Here is a 15195-nt window from a genome sequence, read left to right as displayed (position 1 = left end):
ATTGGTAGCACCTAGATTCCCGCCTTCGCGGGAATGACGGGAAAGAGGTTTTAATATCTGATGGATCCGTAATAATGATATGGCTATGAAATATATTTTTCCGAAAGTTGCTTCGACAGGTGTCGCGAATATTCGCATTGCGTCGGCAAAGGAAGATGAAGTAGTGAGAGCTGCGTCTGGCGATTTGGAAATCTCGATCGGTGTTTTCGAACCCGAGAAAATGACGCGAAGAAAACTTATCTTGCTCTTTCGAAAAGCAGTTGTACTTGCAAAATCGAAACGCGCGAAACGTATTGCATTGAATGCGCACGATTTCTTGTTTTCTCATCTCGACCTGAAGGAGAAAGAATTGGGCGAACTTCTCGCCATACATTTTGAGATGGCAAATTTTCAGTTTACGGAATTTCTGACGGAGCCGAAGGAAGGATTTCCATTTGTTGAGACTGTTGAGATACTTGGCGCGTCGAAGTCGTTTCGAGAGGGAATTGAGCGTGGTCGTATGATTGGTGAAGAAACGAATGCATGCCGGCGGCTTGCGAATCTGCCGGGTGGCGATGTGACGCCAGAAACGCTGGTAGCTGAGGCGCGTCGCGTTGCAAAGGGCAAGAAAAATATGTCAGTGAAGGCGCTTGGCGTTCCGGAGATGGAGAAGCTCAAAATGGGCGGTGTCTTAGGTGTTGGCAAGGGATCGGAAATTCCGTCCCGGTTTATTATTCTTGAGTATCGAGGCGGGAAGAAAAACGAAGCGCCGATCGTGTTTGTGGGGAAGGGAGTCACCTTTGATACGGGTGGGATTAACTTGAAGCCATCGGATGCGATTCTTGGGATGAACATGGATATGTCGGGTGGTGCAGCGGTGATACATGCAACCGCTCTCGCAGCTCGGCTTGGCATACAGAAAAATATCGTAGCGCTTGTGCCGGCGGTGGAGAATATGCCGTCTGGTTCGAGCTATCGACCGGGCGATGTGCTCCGCTCTATGAGTGGGAAGACAATCGAGGTGTTGAATACGGATGCTGAGGGGCGCATTATCCTTGCGGATGCACTTCACTATGCGAAACGGTATAAGCCTTCACTCGTGGTGGATGTGGCGACATTGACTGGGGCGGCGCTTGTTGCCTTGGGTGAGCGCGCGTCGGCAGTGTTTACCCGTGACGGGGAACTCGAAACGAAGTTGCGCGAGCTGGGCGAAACATCTGGCGACTATGTGTGGCCACTTCCGCTTTGGGAAGAATACGATGAAGAAATCAAGGGAACGTTTGGCGATGTGGCGAACTTAGGGAGAACAAAATGGGGCGGCGCTATTACGGCAGCGGCATTCTTGGCACAATTTGCCGAAGGATATCGGTGGGCGCATATCGATATCGCTCCTCGGATGACGGCGGTTGAAGGGGAATTTCTGGCAAAGGGCGCTGCCGGCGCACCGGTTCGACTCTTATTGAAAATAGCGGAGGAGATGTAGGAGTCTTGATGGATTGAATCTGGAAAATAGAATAGAGGGTGGGGGAAATAGGGAATGGAGAAAGAAAACAGGACGGCACTGTGCGAAGGGTCGTCCTGTTGCTTGTTGTTGATTCAAACCTCTCAAATTTTGGTTGTGATGGCAGTTTGATTTGGCTCAGCTGTTATTTGCTGGATGGTCCAATCATCAGCTTGCCCTGACAGATGTTCAAGCCTTTCCAATATATCCAATACAAACGTCTCTGCTGTTTGTGGTTCGTCCCGAAATTTCTTCAGAACCCGCCATATTGCATAGCTTTTTGTATTGAAAGTAGACATCACAGCCGCAATACTTATGGTGTCTCGTGGCGGGCACGTTGGGTTTAGTTCGAATTGTCCGATGGCGGTCCTTGCGCGATCGGAAGCGCTGCTGATTTGTCGACAGACGATGTATATTTTCTCGATGCATTTATTGACGGCATTGCCGTCGTTGAAATGTCCAATGGTAGCGATCTCATTGGGGAAATTCTCTTGCAAGATACAGAGGAGAGTTGTCAGGATACGATTTTGGCACCCGCTTTCTAACTCATACATACCGCGATATCGCAGGTGTATGGAGATGATGGTTGTACTAATAATTGTCGATGGGCTCGCCGGCACTTCTTGACCGAAGAGCACCCTCTGGATGAGATGTGTGGTCAAACCGCGCTTATTCAGATAGTGGGTAGTTGGATCTCGTTCGAGGAGGCTGTTGGCTGTATTCAAAGCCGCTCTTGATTGCTCGAATTGATCCTTAATTCCCTCTAACTGGAGCATAATATTATTCTTTTCTTTTTCCGTGCTCTTCTTGGTGGTATACAGCATATATCCGAGTAGGATAGCTGTAGATCCGAGCGAGAGAATGATTATTATGGTGCTGAGATTCGGATTCATGATGATTCTCCTCATTTATTTTCAGGGAGTTTGTCTTTAAAGATCTGAAAGATCTTCCAATCTCGCAATCTTTCTTTGTAGGGTGCCGATGTCTGGACAGGGAAGTACCTTGAGTCCACATATCTTTGTGAGCTTTAGCATCGCTTCGAAGAGTCGTTTATTCTCCTTCTTGGCAGTGTATAACAGGTATCCGAGTATGCTGGTTGTGAAGAGGAGGATACATGCGATGGTAAGAATGAGATTTGTACTCATGTAAAGATTTCCTGTAAGTAAGTTGTTCAGGTGCTGCGTTGCTTCCTCGAGAGTTTCGGGGAAGTCTCTTTTGTATACACGAGAGTCCTGATTCTGTCTATGTTATGCGTGTTTCAGAGTCTGTTTTTCATGCATCTTTCAAATTCACTCTGTGGATATTTGACATGGAGGTATTTTGTGGAATAGAATGATGGCGAAGTGTGGTGAAGTGGTGAAAAGTGGGGAATTTGAGAAAATGCCATGTTCATTGGTGAATATACCCATAGTATTGATGCGAAGAAGCGGCTATCGCTTCCGTCAAAGGTGCGGAACGAGCTTGGAGGGCGGGTGGTCGTGACACGCGGACTGGACCAGTGCCTCTTTGTCTATCCGGTGAAGACTTGGGAGACGCTTGCGGAGAAGTTGGGTTCGATGCCGATTGGGGAGGCGGGAACGCGGAGTTTCGTTCGACTCATGCTTGCCGGAGCGGTTGATACGGAAGTGGATAGTCAAGGGCGTATCCTGATACCGGACTATCTCAAAGAATACGCCGGGCTTGCGAAGGATGTGATCGTCGCCGGACTTTGGAATCGGCTCGAGGTATGGGATGAGTCGAAATGGAAGCACTACAAGACTGAAGCTGAGGGAAATTCTGAACGTATTGCCGAAGAGCTGGGGAAGATCGGCGCGTACTAGCGCGAGGTCATTGGCACTTTCCGAATTAATCATATAGAACAGTCATTGCTTCGTTTGAGACGTCTTATTTTCCTGAAGATTTCCGATTTCCATTATGTCTGATACGGTTCATGTTCCGGTAATGTCGCGCGAGGTTCTTGAAGGGCTGAATGTTCAAGCGGGAGACACAGTCGTGGACGCCACTCTGGGGGGAGGCGGGCACGCACTCCTTGTTCTTGAGAAAATATTGCCGGGCGGCATCCTCTTTGCCTGTGATCAGGATCGAGAAGCCGTATTGCGTTTCCGCGATCGACTGGATCAAGATTCGCGGTATTCCACTGCTGTTTGCGACGGTTCGGTCCGGCTTGTTCATACGCGATTTTCGGATATCGGGGAGGCAATCCGAAAACAGGGTGTCTCTCAGGTGTCGGCGGTGTTTGCCGATCTCGGACTGTCATCTGATCAGCTGAATGACGCCGAGAGAGGATTTTCTCTACTTCGAGAGGGACCGATTGATATGCGGTTTGATCGCGAGAGTGGCGAGACGGCTGGCGATATCGTGAACGGCTGGACAGAATCGGAGCTTTCCCGGATGTTTCGTGATTTTGGAGATGTGCGAGACGCGAAACAATTGGCACGAGCGATTGTAATTCGTCGTCGAGAGAAGTCATTTGGGACGACGACGGAACTCGCGGAATTTGTGAAGCGTGTTTCCCGAGATCGGCATTCCTCAATTCATCCGGCGACAAAAGTATTCCAGGCGCTTCGAATGGCAGTGAATCATGAACGGGAATCGCTTGAGAAGTTTCTGAGAGATGCGACAGGTCTTTTGAAACCAGGCGGAAGAATAGTGGTACTCTCCTTCCACTCCGGCGAGGAGCGGACAGTGAAGCGGATATTCTCGGAAGACGCCAGGGGATGTGTCTGTCCGAAGGAATTCCCGGTCTGCCGGTGCGGAAAGAAAGCGCGGCTTCGTGTTCTCACAAAGCGGGCGATAGTTCCTTGCGATGAGGAGTGTCGCGGGAATCCCCGTTCGAGAAGCGCAAAATTGCGCTTAGCGGAAAAACTCTGAGAAATCGATTTCCCGGTTTTTCAGCGGGGTTTGATAGCAAGGGGTCTTTCGGGCGCGTTTGCAGGAAATACAAATACAAAATACGAACATGTCTCATCGACATCATACTCGTTTATCTCGTGGCGGCGGCGCTGTATTAGTGCCGGAAGGCTCTCGGAATCGTTTTCGAACGCTCGGAGTGTTTTCGCTGGCGAGTCTTTTTCTGACTATGGTCGGCTATCTCTGTATGGTGAACCGAAATGCGGTAGCGGGATACTCCGTTCGTGTAGCAGAGAAACAGGTGACGGAACTTTCTGTCGAGGCGCAGAAGTTGCGTATTCGGGAGGCGGAGTTACGCTCGCTCTATGGACTTGAGAATGCAAGCAGTCAGCTTGATATGCGACCGATTGAAGATGCAGTGTCGCTTGATGTGCCCGGACCAGTTGCCTATGGTCGCTAGAAACACTTACACTTTTTTCGAGATCGTCTCAGAGATCATAACCAGTTCATCATCTTTGAGACGATCTTCGGAATGCTGAATTTGGAAACAGTGTCTCCATGCCGAAATCTTCTCGAAAACGTGTGTCGGTAACTTCTTCTCGAAAGCACTGGCGGATTTCCGCTCTTGTGCTTTTTGTTTTCGGGCTTTCCGCAGTATTGATAGCCCGTCTCGCAATGCTTCAAGTAGTACAGCATGATTCGTATGTTTCGCGCGCAAGCGCGCAACAGAGTGTCTCGCATGAACTTCCGCCGGAACGCGGAGAAATATTCTTGAGCGACCAGGGCGATCCCTACCCGGTTGCGGTCAATCGGCAGTATTTTCTCGCGTATGCGGTTCCCGGAGAAGTTCGTGATCCGATGAAAGCAGCGCATGATCTTTCAGTGGAGTTGAACCTCGATGAATCGATACTTCTGGAAAAATTCGTGAAAACTCACGATCCCTTTGAAGTATTGAAGCATCGACTTTCGGATGAAGAAGTGGATCGGGTGCGATCGATGCGTATCGAAGGTATCTTCCTTCTTCCGGAAATATTCCGGTATTATCCGGGTTTCGATCTGGCATCTCAAACGATCGGATTTGTCGGAATGCGTGACGATCACTATGAAGGACGGTATGGCATCGAGGCATCGTTCGAGGAATCGTTAAAAGGAGAGGCTGGTTTTGTCTCAAGTAAACGAGATGCCAGCGGGCGACGGATCTCAATCGGAGAGAAATCATTTTTGGAGCCGGAGAGTGGCGCAAATATCGTATTGACTATTGAACGGGTTGTCCAGTATGAAATCGAAAAGATTCTTAAGGAGTCCATGGAGGCGTTCCAGGCAGATGGTGGAACCATTGTGGTGATGGATCCGAAAACGGGGAGTATCTTGGGACTTGCCTCGTTTCCTGATTTCAATCCGAATGAGTATGCTAAGACAGAAAATGTTGAAACATTTCTCAATCCGGCGGTGAGTCTTGCGTACGAACCGGGATCGGTTATGAAGCCGATTACTATGGCTATTGGTATCGAGGATGGGAAAGTGAATGCTCATACGGAATATGTCGATACGGGATTTGTGAAAGAAGGCGGGTTTGTGATAAAGAATGCGGAAGGAAAGGTATATGGACGGTCTACCATGATACAGGTGCTTGATGAGTCTATTAATACGGGCGTTATCTTTGTAGAGCGGTTGGTGGGAAATGAGCGATTTCGCGAATACTTCACTCGTTTTGGCTTTGGGGCGAAGACGGGCATCCCGCTTCCGGCGGAAACGGCAGGAAATATACGCAACTTGGACAATACAAACCGATCGACGGAGTTTTTTACGGCATCATTTGGTCAGGGCGTGACCGTAACGCCGATTCAGTTGGTGAGTGCTTATGCTGCACTTGCCAATGGCGGCATCCTCATGAAGCCGCGCATTGTGGATAGACAAATTTTCTCCGATGGCCGAGTGGAAGAGGTTCCTCCGGAGGAAGTGCGTTCAGTTGTGAGCAAGGAAACGGCTCGCGAAATCGGTATGATGCTTCGCGATGTGGTGGTGAATGGACATGGAAAGCGTGCGGATGTTCCCGGGTATCTTGTGGTCGGGAAGACAGGGACGGCTCAGGTTGCCAAATCTGATGCTAAGGGCTATGAAGAAGGAACGAATATCGGTTCTTTCGCCGGGTACGCGCCACTTAATGATCCGAGATTTACAGTTTTGGTGAAAATCGATAATCCGAAAAATGTTGAATGGGCGGAATCGAGTGCGGCGCCGACCTTTCAAAAAGTTATGAAATTTCTCTTGGAATCTTCTAATATAGAGCCGACTGAAACGGTTGAAAAATAGAAGCGTCATTGTCTTTTGAGCCTCTGAAACTATGAAAGTATTTCTTCTTCGCTGGTTGAAATCCGTGTTGCGTCTGATGGCAATCGCTGTGCTCAAGAGGCATCGCCCGGTCGTAATTGGCATTACCGGTTCGGTTGGAAAGAGCTCGACCAAAGAGGCGATTACAACGGTTCTTTCTTCGTGTTTCCGCGTGCGACAGAGTCCGGGGAATTTCAATAACGAAATTGGGATTCCGCTCACCATTCTCGGATCGCTTGATACGAAACGGTCGCGATGGCGTCTTGCGGTCGCGCCGTTTCGATTTCTTGCAACGATGTGCCTTCCTCGGAGCCGATACCCGGAGATACTTATTCTCGAGCTCGGCATCGATCGAGTTGGAGATATGGACTATCTCTTGGAATTTTTGTTGCCGACAGTTGGCGTTCTTACAACAATCTCGACGAGCCATCTGGAGTTCTTCAAATCAATATCAGTGGTTACTCGAGAAAAAGGAAAACTTATTCTTTCTCTTCCGAAAACCGGACTCGCCGTACTCAATGCCGATGAGCCGCGCGTGATGAAGTTTCGCGAGAAGACCAAGGCAACCGTACTTTCGTACGGTTTCGATGAGTCGGCGGATGTTCGCGGAACTCACGTTGTATTTTTTCGCGATGCAGCAGCTCTGCCAATCGGTTCGAGTTTCAAATTGGAATATGCCGGAAAGAGTATCCCGGTTCGCCTTCCGAATATTATTGCGGAGCACCATATTTCGGCAGCGCTTGCGGCGGCGGCGGTTGGTATTTTTTTCAAGATGAATCCGCTCGAAGTGGCTGAAGCGCTTCGGAATTTCCAATCGCTTCCGGGGAGGATGCGTCTATTTCAGGGTGTTCATCATTCGCTGATTGTGGATGATACGTACAATGCATCTCCGAAATCACTTGCCGCGGCGATGGGAACTTTGGGCAGTCTCGAAAGTGTCCGTCGGGTAGTGGCATTGGGTGATATGCTTGAGCTTGGCGATGACTCCGAGCGGGCGCATCGAGATGTGGCCAGGTGGATTTTCGACCACGATATTCGAGAAGTGTTTCTCATTGGTAAGCAGATGTTGTTTGCCAAAGAAGAGCTTGACCGAATGCGATATCCTTCGGATCACGTACATTGGTTTTCGGATCCCAAGTCACTCGGCGATCAACTGGCTGCTTCTCTGCGCGAGGGCGATGTGATTCTTCTCAAGGGTTCGCAGGGCATGCGTCTCGAAAAAGCAGTTGAGATGGTTTTGTTGGAACCTTCTTCTGCGCGAATGCTTCTGTGCCGGCAGTCGGATGAATGGAAAAATACGCCGTTTCTTGCCGACATATCCGCTCCCGATGTTTAAAATGATCCTTGCTTGCCATGGTCTGGTGCGGTATAATTTATGCGAAAGCGGGTGTGGCGGTAAAAGCCTGCAAATAAACGGTAATTCTTTATGAATGTGTATGACTGAGAATGCAAAAGATCGGGAGTTTGTTGAGTATGTGGTGAAGATGTTGGTGGATCATCCGGAAGATGTTCGAGTGGAGCGAAAAATAGATGAAATGGGCGTGCTTATTACGCTCGATGTGAATTCGGAGGATATGGGTATGGTGATCGGCCGTGAAGGTGTGACAGCGAAGGCGCTTCGGACGCTCCTGCGTGTGATTGGCGCGCGAAACAATGCTCGTGTGAATTTGAAGATAAATGAACCGGCCGGCTCAATGCGAAGCAATCGCGAAAGTATGATCTCTTCTCGCGAAGAGCATCGCGACGAGCCGATTGTGCAGCCTGAAAAACGCAGTCTTGATGATGTTATGGATGATATTCGAATATAATCTCCTTGAGGTTTTGAGTTGAAGCCGCCGAATATGGCGGCTTTTTCTTTGGGCATGATGGAGAAATGCTGTATACTTTAAAATAATGCGAGCGAGAGATGTGCTTCGAGTTGGGAGAGATAGATCTGATTCCGGTTTCCTACTATTTACTAACAGTATTCCGTATGGCAAACATTTCTGATGTTCACGGGCGAGAGATATTGGATTCGCGGGGAAATCCGACAGTGGAAGTCCGCGTGACTTTGGAGGATGGCGTATCGGCGGTTGCGGGCGTTCCAAGTGGTGCATCGACCGGATCGCTCGAAGCAATCGAACTTCGTGACAACGATTCACATCGCTATGGTGGGAAGGGTGTATTACGGGCAGTCGAAAATGTGAATGGCGAACTTCGTGAGAAAGTGATTGGTATGGATGCTCTTGATCAGGAGGCTCTTGATCTGGCGATCCGCGAGCTGGATGGAGCAGAGAATAAGTCGCGACTCGGAGCGAATGCGCTTCTTGGCATTTCGCTTGCAGTGGCTCGCGCGGCATCGATGAGCAAGGGCGTTCCACTCTATCAACATCTCCGCAATCTTTTCTCGAAAGGCGAATCGGGAGATATGGTATCTTATGATTCCTTTCCTATTCCGATGTTCAATGTATTGAATGGAGGGGAGCATAGCGATTCGGGACTGTCGGTGCAGGAATTCAAACTCTTTCCGCGGGGTATTGAGGGGTATGCTGAGCGACTGCGGGCCGGTAGCGAGGTTTTTCATACGCTGAAAGGTATTCTTGCAAAAGCGGGGTATTCGACAAGCGTTGGAGATGAGGGTGGGTTTGCGCCTCGTTTGGAGAGTCATGCCCAGGCGTTCGAGATGTTGATTCAGGCGATTGAAAAATCGGGGTATGCTCCGGGAAAGGATATTGCTTTCGGAATCGATGCGGCTGCCAATTCTTTCTATATTGCCTCGGAGGATATCTATGCGCTTGAACCGGAGCGCGTTCGGTTGACGCGCGACCAGTTGCTCAATGTGTATGGTGAATGGATTGAGAAGTACTTCCTTGTCTCGATTGAGGATCCGCTTCATGAAAAGGATTGGGATGGGTGGGTTCAGCAGGAGGAGCGCTTTGGGGTCGGGAAGGGCATTATGACGATTGGTGATGATTTGCTGGTGACAAATCCGAAGCGCGTCCAGGTGTCCATTGAGAAGAAGGCGTGTAATTCAGTTCTTATTAAACCGAATCAGATCGGGACACTCTCTGAAACGCTTGAGACAATGCGTTTGGCGAAAAATCATGGCTTGAAGACGGTAGTGTCGCACCGGTCGGGCGAGACCACAGACGATTTTATCGCTGATCTCGCAGTGGGCGCCGGTGCCGATTGCATTAAGACTGGATCGCTCTCTCGCGGCGAACGCCTCGTGAAGTACAATCGGTTGTTGGCAATTGCTGAAGAGATGAAAGGGTAAGTCCCTTGATAGCTTGTTTTTCTTTGTTGCGCATCTTTTTATGGATCATGTGGTTTGTGTCGGATCGGTAGCGAAGGATGTCTTCTTTCCAACAGCGGATGGAGTGTTTCTTGATACGCCGGAAGACGTGACATCGCAACGGAAAGTTGCTTTCGAAGTTGGAGCAAAGTATCAAGTCGAGGATCGGTTTGAGGCACTTGGCGGCGTTGCGGCGAATACGTCGGTTGGGCTTGCGCGTCTTGGCGTTTCGGTTTCGTGTTATGGGGCGGTAGGCGATGATGATTTGGCGGCCTGGATTCGTCGGGAGTTTGATCGAGAGGGAGTCGATGCCGGTCTTCTTGAAGAATATACGGGAGTGAAAAGTGATCTTTCAGCGATACTGGTTTTTGCGAGGGATGGAGAGCGAACTATCTTCTACAATCGTGATTCCGCCGAGTGTTTTTCTGTGAAATCGGCACAGCTATCGGGTGCCTCTTGGGTGATGATGAGCGCTTTGAACGGCAACTGGGAAGAAAATATGCGACAGGCGGTAGCGGGTGCGAAGGAGGCGGGGGCGAGGCTTGCTGTCAATCCCGGGCAGCGGAATATGAAAGATAATCCGGAGCGCGTGTTGGATGCGGTTCGCGTAGCGGATGTTCTTCTGTTAAACAAGGACGAGGCTATTGAGTTGGCACTGCACATTGTGCCAGATGTTAGTACTGATCGGATAAATGACGAAGCGTTTCTTGTTCGGACGCTCTTCAACTTCGGTGCGAAGAAAATCGCTCTCACTGATGGGGCGCGTGGCGCGTGGGGATATGATGGGAAAGATTTTCTGCGAGCAGTAGCGCGACGTCCGGAGCATGGAATTGATACGACGGGTGCCGGTGATGCTTTTGGGAGCGCATTTCTTGCGGCGGAAATTTCCGGCAAGTCTCTATCGGAGGCATTGCAATGGGGTATGATAAACGGCGCGCATACGGTGCGGCATTATGGCGCCATTGAAGGGCTGTGTCATCGGGATGCAATTGAGTCGGAACTTTCAGATATTACGGTGACATCCATGGAGAACCCGCGTCCTCTTGTGATATAATGATTGTATTGATCGGCAGATTTCGTGCGGCGTTCCGTTGCGGTGTTAAATAAAAAATATCTTCATCGTTGTTTTTCGTTATGGGCTTTCTTTCAAATGTTCTTGGGAAGAATTCTCGTGAACATTTTCTTGCGCTCGATATCGGTACGGAGATTGTCAAAGCTTTGGTGTTTCGCATCGAAGGTGGTTCGGGTATTGTTGATGGAGTTGGCTGGGTGCGACAGAAATCCGGCAATATGCAAAGTGGCGCTGTTTCTGATATCGCCGGTGTCATTGATTCGTGTCGCGAAGCAGTGTTGCTTGCTGAGGAGCAAGCAAAGGCAAAGAATGTTCGGAAAAGCATTGTGGGCATTGCCGGGGAACTCGTCAAGGGCACAACAACGACCGTTCATTATGAGCGTGTGAATCCAGAGGTGAAAATAAGTCTCTCGGAACTTCGCATGATCGTCGAAAAAGTTCAAGAGAAGGCGTACGAACGCATTCATAAGCAGCTTGTCTGGGAAACAAATCAGTCTGAGATTGATGTCAAGTTGATTAATGCAGCGGTGGTTGATGTCCGTATCGATGGATATCGCGTGACAAACCCATTGAACTTTCAAGGTCGTGATGTCTCGATGAGCATTTTCAATGCGTATGCCCCGATGATTCACTTGGGCGCTATCGAGAGTATCGCGTCTGCGTTGCATCTCGATCTGATAAACATCGCGGCAGAGCCCTACGCCGTTGCCCGTTCCGTCGAGGTCGAAGATATGCTCGATTTCAGCGCGATTTTCATCGATATTGGCGGCGGAACGACCGACATCGCCGTGGTGCGAAATGGCGGACTGGAGGGAACAAAAATGTTTGCGCTTGGCGGACGCGCGTTTACGAAGCGACTGGCTCAGGAATCCGGAATGAGTTTCGAAGAGGCGGAGAAACTGAAGATCGACTATTCATTGGGCAAGCTCGATACGGAATCAACCAACGCTCTTCATGATTTTTTCCGAGAGGACTGTCGTGTTTGGCAGGGCGGCATCGAGCTTTCTCTTGCTGAGTTCTCGGATACGGACCTCTTGCCAACGAAGATCTTCTTGTGCGGTGGCGGATCAGGACTCCCGGGTATCCGTGAGGCTCTCTTGTCCGAGGAATGGAGCGGTAATTTGCCATTTTCGAAATCTCCGCAAGTAAGTTTTCTCCAGCCGCACGATATTGTCCGAATGAGTGATTCTACGGGTGTCCTTTCAAATCCGCAGGATATTACCCCGATGGGTCTTGCCAACCTCGCTCTTCACCTGGCTGATGAAGAGAAATCTCTCGCCGGGATGCTTCGCCGGGCCATGGATACGGTTCAGCGGTAGTGTTTTTCAAAATTGCTCAAAAACAAAACTCTCAGCATATATTCTATGTCGCATATCGCATATATTGATCCGGATGAAGAAATTATTTCTGTGATCGGCCGGTTACGGAAGGCGTCGGATGCGGATGTGTTCTTGGTTGTGCCGAGACATGCGTTGTTCATGCGGAGTCTGGTTAATCTTCGCCTGCTTGACCGGGAGGCGAAGAAGATGAAGAAGCATCTTTCGTTGGTGGTGCCGGATGCGGAGTCTCAGGCGCTTGCTGAAAAAGCGGGCGTTGAGTCGAGGACTTCTCTGGAGGGTATTCCCGGGGCGCACCTGCCTCCGAAAGCGTCTCTTCCGGCACGAATCCCGCAAGTTCAATCGGGAATGTCGCCATCGTCCGATCAGAAGGATGGCTCTGCTCCGAGCCCGGTGTCGCGATTGCACTCCGAATCTATCGGGTCATCGAGCTTCTTTGTTGCTCGCGGGTCCGAGCCGGACATGGCTCCTCAGCAGAGTTCTCCTTCTACGGTTCAATCAGCTGATCCTGCACGTCTTCCCGGTCCGATTTCGGCGCCGACGACCTCCCGGACGGTTCCGGTTCGAGATCGAACACCAAAGCGGTTAACTGCATTGAATTCTGCAACGAGTTTCTCTCCGCCTCCGCCAGAAGTATCTCCGTCGGGAGTTGCTCGTGATATTGCTGCTCGGGACTCGAATGTCGCGTATCGAACACCGGACACAGCTCCTCCTTCGAGGATGGCTTCGGATACTGCATCTCGGGTGTCGTTTACTTTTTCGGCTCCGGAGACACCTCTCTCGCCGGCGCTTCCCGGTTCTTCTTCGAAAGCTCCGAATGCTCAGCCGGCTTCAATGCCAGCCCCGTCTTCTCCTGCGGCATCGCCGCAGGGTGCTATCTCATCCGGAGTCGATCAGAGTGCTCTCTCTCGTTTTTATCAGAAGGGCGTTTCGACGCCTTCCACGGGTGGTAAGTCTTTGCCGAAGAGTACTCCAAATACCCCAGACACATCCAAATCCGGAGGACATCGTGTTTTTCGGTTGGTATTATTTGGCGGAGTTGCTCTTTCTTTGCTTGCTGTCACTGGCGTGTCTCTGGTTATCTTCGTTCCGCGTGCCGATGTGACTGTTATTGCCAAGGAACATTCAGCATCACTTGATGCTGAGATAATAGCGCGTGTGGATCAGGAATCTGTTGATACAGAAAAGAAGTATATCCCGCTTCGCGTAGTGGAGACGGAAAAGGATATATCCCAATCATTTCCTAGTACGGGGCAGGCATCCGTATCCGACAAACGTGCTCGCGGAATGGTTACGATATCGAATGCATTTGGAACAAGCGAGCAGTCTCTGGTGGCAACAACGCGCTTTGAATCTCCGAACGGAAAGATATTTCGTCTGGTTAAAAATGTGACTGTTCCCGGCATGAAAGAGCAAGATGGGCAATCCGTTCCCGGGACGGTCGACGCTGAAGTGGTTGCTGACTCGTCGGGCGAAGAATATAATCTCGAATCAACCACATTTACCATTCCCGGTCTCAAAGGAAGTCCGAAATATGAGAAAATCACTGCTTCTTCGTCACAATCCTTTGAAGGAGGCGGCGGAAGCGATGGGGAGGTGGCTTCTGTTTCAGCTGATGATGTTGCTCGTGCCAAGGAATCAACGCTTAAGGCGCTTCCGGAATTGCTACGTGATGAACTTGAGAAAGACCTTCAGCCGGGAGAGAAGCTTTTGGATGACGCTATTCTTTCGGAGACGCTTTCTTCCGGAGCATTCCCAAGCGTTGGCGCGGTTGCGTCGAGTTTTGACTTTCGTGCGCATGTGTCTGTGCGTGCGCTGGTATTTTCCGAGTCTGATATTCAGACAGTTGCCGCGGCGCTCCTGGGTGACGGGGCGAAACCGGAAGACATTCAGGTAGAGTACACGGTGCCACATCCGGATTTCACCGCAAAGACACTCGGTGTAAAAGTTCGGGTTTCGTTTGCAAAAGGTCAGGATATGGATATTGAACAGATAAAACAGAGTATTCTCGGTAAAAGTGTCGGTGATGTGCAAGCGGTTTTTGCTGATTATCCGGATATTCAGAAAATCGAAGTTGTATTCTGGCCGAAGTTTATGACGAGTCGCATACCGAGCCGCTCTTCGCAGGTATCAGTGAAGGTAGAGTCAGTATCGAGCGGAGTGTCACCTTAAACTTGCATTTCTTGAGGAACCCCTCTATTCTGTGGGTGGCGGGATTTTTGTCTGTTGTTCTCTGTCTCCTATGGCATTATTTGGACCGCGAATTACTGCTCGACCGGATATGCATGGGAAGACGCTCTCTCCCAATGAGCGAAAGGCAGCTATTCGTCGCGTTGAATCGGATCTGTCACTCCTCTATAGCGATCGGCTGAAATTAGAACGTCAAAAGACAGATCGAGATCTTGCCCTTCGCAAGCTTCAAACCGAACTCCGCCGTATCCAGGTGGAAATAGAGCGTGCTGAAGCACAGGGCAAGAAAGATGATGCTGAACTTCGAACGATCGAAGAAAGCATCCGTCTGGCAAAAAAACGGTTGGTGGTGCTATAGATTTTGCCATTATTCATTCTTTAACTGCTCTTTATGGGGTATATAGACAAAAGAAAGATTCAGCGGATTGCAGAGGAATTTCTGACATCTGGACAACGGGAGACTATTGACGCTGCTCGAAGTTTTTTTGATGGAAAGATGTTTACTCTTGGCGCCTCCTTTGAGAGAGGAGATGTAAAGCGAGAAGACTTGGCGCAAAGCATAGCGGATGTCCTGAAATCATTTAAGATCTATCTGAGTTCTACCGAAATTCGGAGTTTGCAGAAAAAAATTGATTTTGCCTAAACTTCTTTGGAAGGTATT

General features: G+C 49.8%; 15 protein-coding genes. 13 read left to right on the top strand and 2 right to left on the bottom strand.

What is annotated here, in order from left to right; translation table 11 throughout:
* Positions 1-79 precede the first annotated feature (79 nt).
* On the top strand, positions 80-1462 hold the full coding sequence (locus tag IPK84_00995; protein QQS15930.1) for a leucyl aminopeptidase family protein: 1383 nt from the start codon (positions 80-82) through the stop codon (positions 1460-1462).
* Between the two features lie 122 nt (positions 1463-1584).
* On the opposite strand, the gene IPK84_00990 is transcribed toward IPK84_00995, so the two are convergent.
* Together IPK84_00990 and IPK84_00985 are read right to left on the bottom strand one after the other, a co-directional pair.
* The gene (locus IPK84_00990; GenBank protein QQS15929.1) at positions 1585-2373 is read right to left on the bottom strand and encodes a hypothetical protein; all 789 of its coding nucleotides are present in this window, start codon (positions 2371-2373) and stop codon (positions 1585-1587) included.
* A 36-nt stretch (positions 2374-2409) separates the two neighbouring features.
* Complete coding sequence (locus tag IPK84_00985; GenBank protein QQS15928.1) at positions 2410-2625, bottom strand: hypothetical protein; 216 nt, start codon at positions 2623-2625, stop codon at positions 2410-2412.
* Positions 2626-2865: 240 nt separating this feature from the next.
* Between IPK84_00985 and mraZ the strand changes: the two genes are divergently transcribed.
* The 12 genes from mraZ (at position 2866) to IPK84_00925 (ending at position 15177) form a co-directional block, all read left to right on the top strand.
* The gene (mraZ, locus tag IPK84_00980) at positions 2866-3300 is read left to right on the top strand and encodes a division/cell wall cluster transcriptional repressor MraZ (protein QQS15927.1); all 435 of its coding nucleotides are present in this window, start codon (positions 2866-2868) and stop codon (positions 3298-3300) included.
* 94 nt (positions 3301-3394) lie between these two features.
* Positions 3395-4351, top strand: a complete 957-nt coding sequence (rsmH, locus tag IPK84_00975) for a 16S rRNA (cytosine(1402)-N(4))-methyltransferase RsmH (protein QQS15926.1) — start codon at positions 3395-3397, stop codon at positions 4349-4351.
* 88 nt (positions 4352-4439) lie between these two features.
* On the top strand, positions 4440-4790 hold the full coding sequence (locus IPK84_00970; protein QQS15925.1) for a hypothetical protein: 351 nt from the start codon (positions 4440-4442) through the stop codon (positions 4788-4790).
* A gap of 98 nt (positions 4791-4888) precedes the next feature.
* On the top strand, positions 4889-6643 hold the full coding sequence (locus IPK84_00965; GenBank protein ID QQS15924.1) for a penicillin-binding protein 2: 1755 nt from the start codon (positions 4889-4891) through the stop codon (positions 6641-6643).
* A 31-nt stretch (positions 6644-6674) separates the two neighbouring features.
* Positions 6675-7997 carry a UDP-N-acetylmuramoyl-tripeptide--D-alanyl-D-alanine ligase gene (locus IPK84_00960; GenBank protein ID QQS15923.1) on the top strand — a complete coding sequence of 441 codons (1323 nt, stop codon included), beginning with the start codon at positions 6675-6677 and terminating at the stop codon, positions 7995-7997.
* A 100-nt stretch (positions 7998-8097) separates the two neighbouring features.
* Positions 8098-8469: a KH domain-containing protein gene (locus IPK84_00955; GenBank protein ID QQS15922.1), complete on the top strand. Its 372-nt coding sequence runs from the start codon at positions 8098-8100 to the stop codon at positions 8467-8469.
* Positions 8470-8633: 164 nt separating this feature from the next.
* Positions 8634-9917, top strand: a complete 1284-nt coding sequence (eno, locus tag IPK84_00950; GenBank protein QQS15921.1) for a phosphopyruvate hydratase — start codon at positions 8634-8636, stop codon at positions 9915-9917.
* 40 nt (positions 9918-9957) lie between these two features.
* Positions 9958-10989, top strand: a complete 1032-nt coding sequence (locus tag IPK84_00945) for a carbohydrate kinase family protein (protein ID QQS15920.1) — start codon at positions 9958-9960, stop codon at positions 10987-10989.
* 80 nt (positions 10990-11069) lie between these two features.
* Positions 11070-12326: a pilus assembly protein PilM gene (gene pilM, locus IPK84_00940; GenBank protein ID QQS15919.1), complete on the top strand. Its 1257-nt coding sequence runs from the start codon at positions 11070-11072 to the stop codon at positions 12324-12326.
* A gap of 45 nt (positions 12327-12371) precedes the next feature.
* Positions 12372-14516 carry a hypothetical protein gene (locus IPK84_00935; protein ID QQS15918.1) on the top strand — a complete coding sequence of 715 codons (2145 nt, stop codon included), beginning with the start codon at positions 12372-12374 and terminating at the stop codon, positions 14514-14516.
* 70 nt (positions 14517-14586) lie between these two features.
* Positions 14587-14892, top strand: a complete 306-nt coding sequence (locus tag IPK84_00930) for a hypothetical protein (GenBank protein QQS15917.1) — start codon at positions 14587-14589, stop codon at positions 14890-14892.
* Positions 14893-14925: 33 nt separating this feature from the next.
* On the top strand, positions 14926-15177 hold the full coding sequence (locus IPK84_00925) for a hypothetical protein (protein QQS15916.1): 252 nt from the start codon (positions 14926-14928) through the stop codon (positions 15175-15177).
* Positions 15178-15195: the final 18 nt, after the last annotated feature.

It is taken from the genome of Candidatus Moraniibacteriota bacterium, from assembly GCA_016699875.1.
GTDB lineage: Bacteria > Patescibacteriota > Minisyncoccia > Moranbacterales > UBA1568.
The sequence above is the reverse complement of the archived record's forward strand: the minus strand, read 5'-3'. Positions and strand labels throughout refer to the sequence as shown.

What these genes read in the sequence shown, in the direction of transcription:
- IPK84_00995 (QQS15930.1), top strand. Translation starts at nt 80, where the DNA reads ATGGCTATGAAATATATTTTTCCGAAAGTTGCTTCGACAGGTGTCGCG.
- IPK84_00955 (QQS15922.1), top strand. Translation starts at nt 8,098, where the DNA reads ATGACTGAGAATGCAAAAGATCGGGAGTTTGTTGAGTATGTGGTGAAG.
- IPK84_00935 (QQS15918.1), top strand. Translation starts at nt 12,372, where the DNA reads ATGTCGCATATCGCATATATTGATCCGGATGAAGAAATTATTTCTGTG.
- IPK84_00990 (QQS15929.1), bottom strand. Translation starts at nt 2,373, where the DNA reads ATGAATCCGAATCTCAGCACCATAATAATCATTCTCTCGCTCGGATCT.
- eno (QQS15921.1), top strand. Translation starts at nt 8,634, where the DNA reads ATGGCAAACATTTCTGATGTTCACGGGCGAGAGATATTGGATTCGCGG.
- IPK84_00965 (QQS15924.1), top strand. Translation starts at nt 4,889, where the DNA reads ATGCCGAAATCTTCTCGAAAACGTGTGTCGGTAACTTCTTCTCGAAAG.
- IPK84_00970 (QQS15925.1), top strand. Translation starts at nt 4,440, where the DNA reads ATGTCTCATCGACATCATACTCGTTTATCTCGTGGCGGCGGCGCTGTA.
- mraZ (QQS15927.1), top strand. Translation starts at nt 2,866, where the DNA reads ATGTTCATTGGTGAATATACCCATAGTATTGATGCGAAGAAGCGGCTA.
- IPK84_00945 (QQS15920.1), top strand. Translation starts at nt 9,958, where the DNA reads ATGGATCATGTGGTTTGTGTCGGATCGGTAGCGAAGGATGTCTTCTTT.
- rsmH (QQS15926.1), top strand. Translation starts at nt 3,395, where the DNA reads ATGTCTGATACGGTTCATGTTCCGGTAATGTCGCGCGAGGTTCTTGAA.
- IPK84_00985 (QQS15928.1), bottom strand. Translation starts at nt 2,625, where the DNA reads ATGAGTACAAATCTCATTCTTACCATCGCATGTATCCTCCTCTTCACA.
- pilM (QQS15919.1), top strand. Translation starts at nt 11,070, where the DNA reads ATGGGCTTTCTTTCAAATGTTCTTGGGAAGAATTCTCGTGAACATTTT.
- IPK84_00960 (QQS15923.1), top strand. Translation starts at nt 6,675, where the DNA reads ATGAAAGTATTTCTTCTTCGCTGGTTGAAATCCGTGTTGCGTCTGATG.
- IPK84_00925 (QQS15916.1), top strand. Translation starts at nt 14,926, where the DNA reads ATGGGGTATATAGACAAAAGAAAGATTCAGCGGATTGCAGAGGAATTT.
- IPK84_00930 (QQS15917.1), top strand. Translation starts at nt 14,587, where the DNA reads ATGGCATTATTTGGACCGCGAATTACTGCTCGACCGGATATGCATGGG.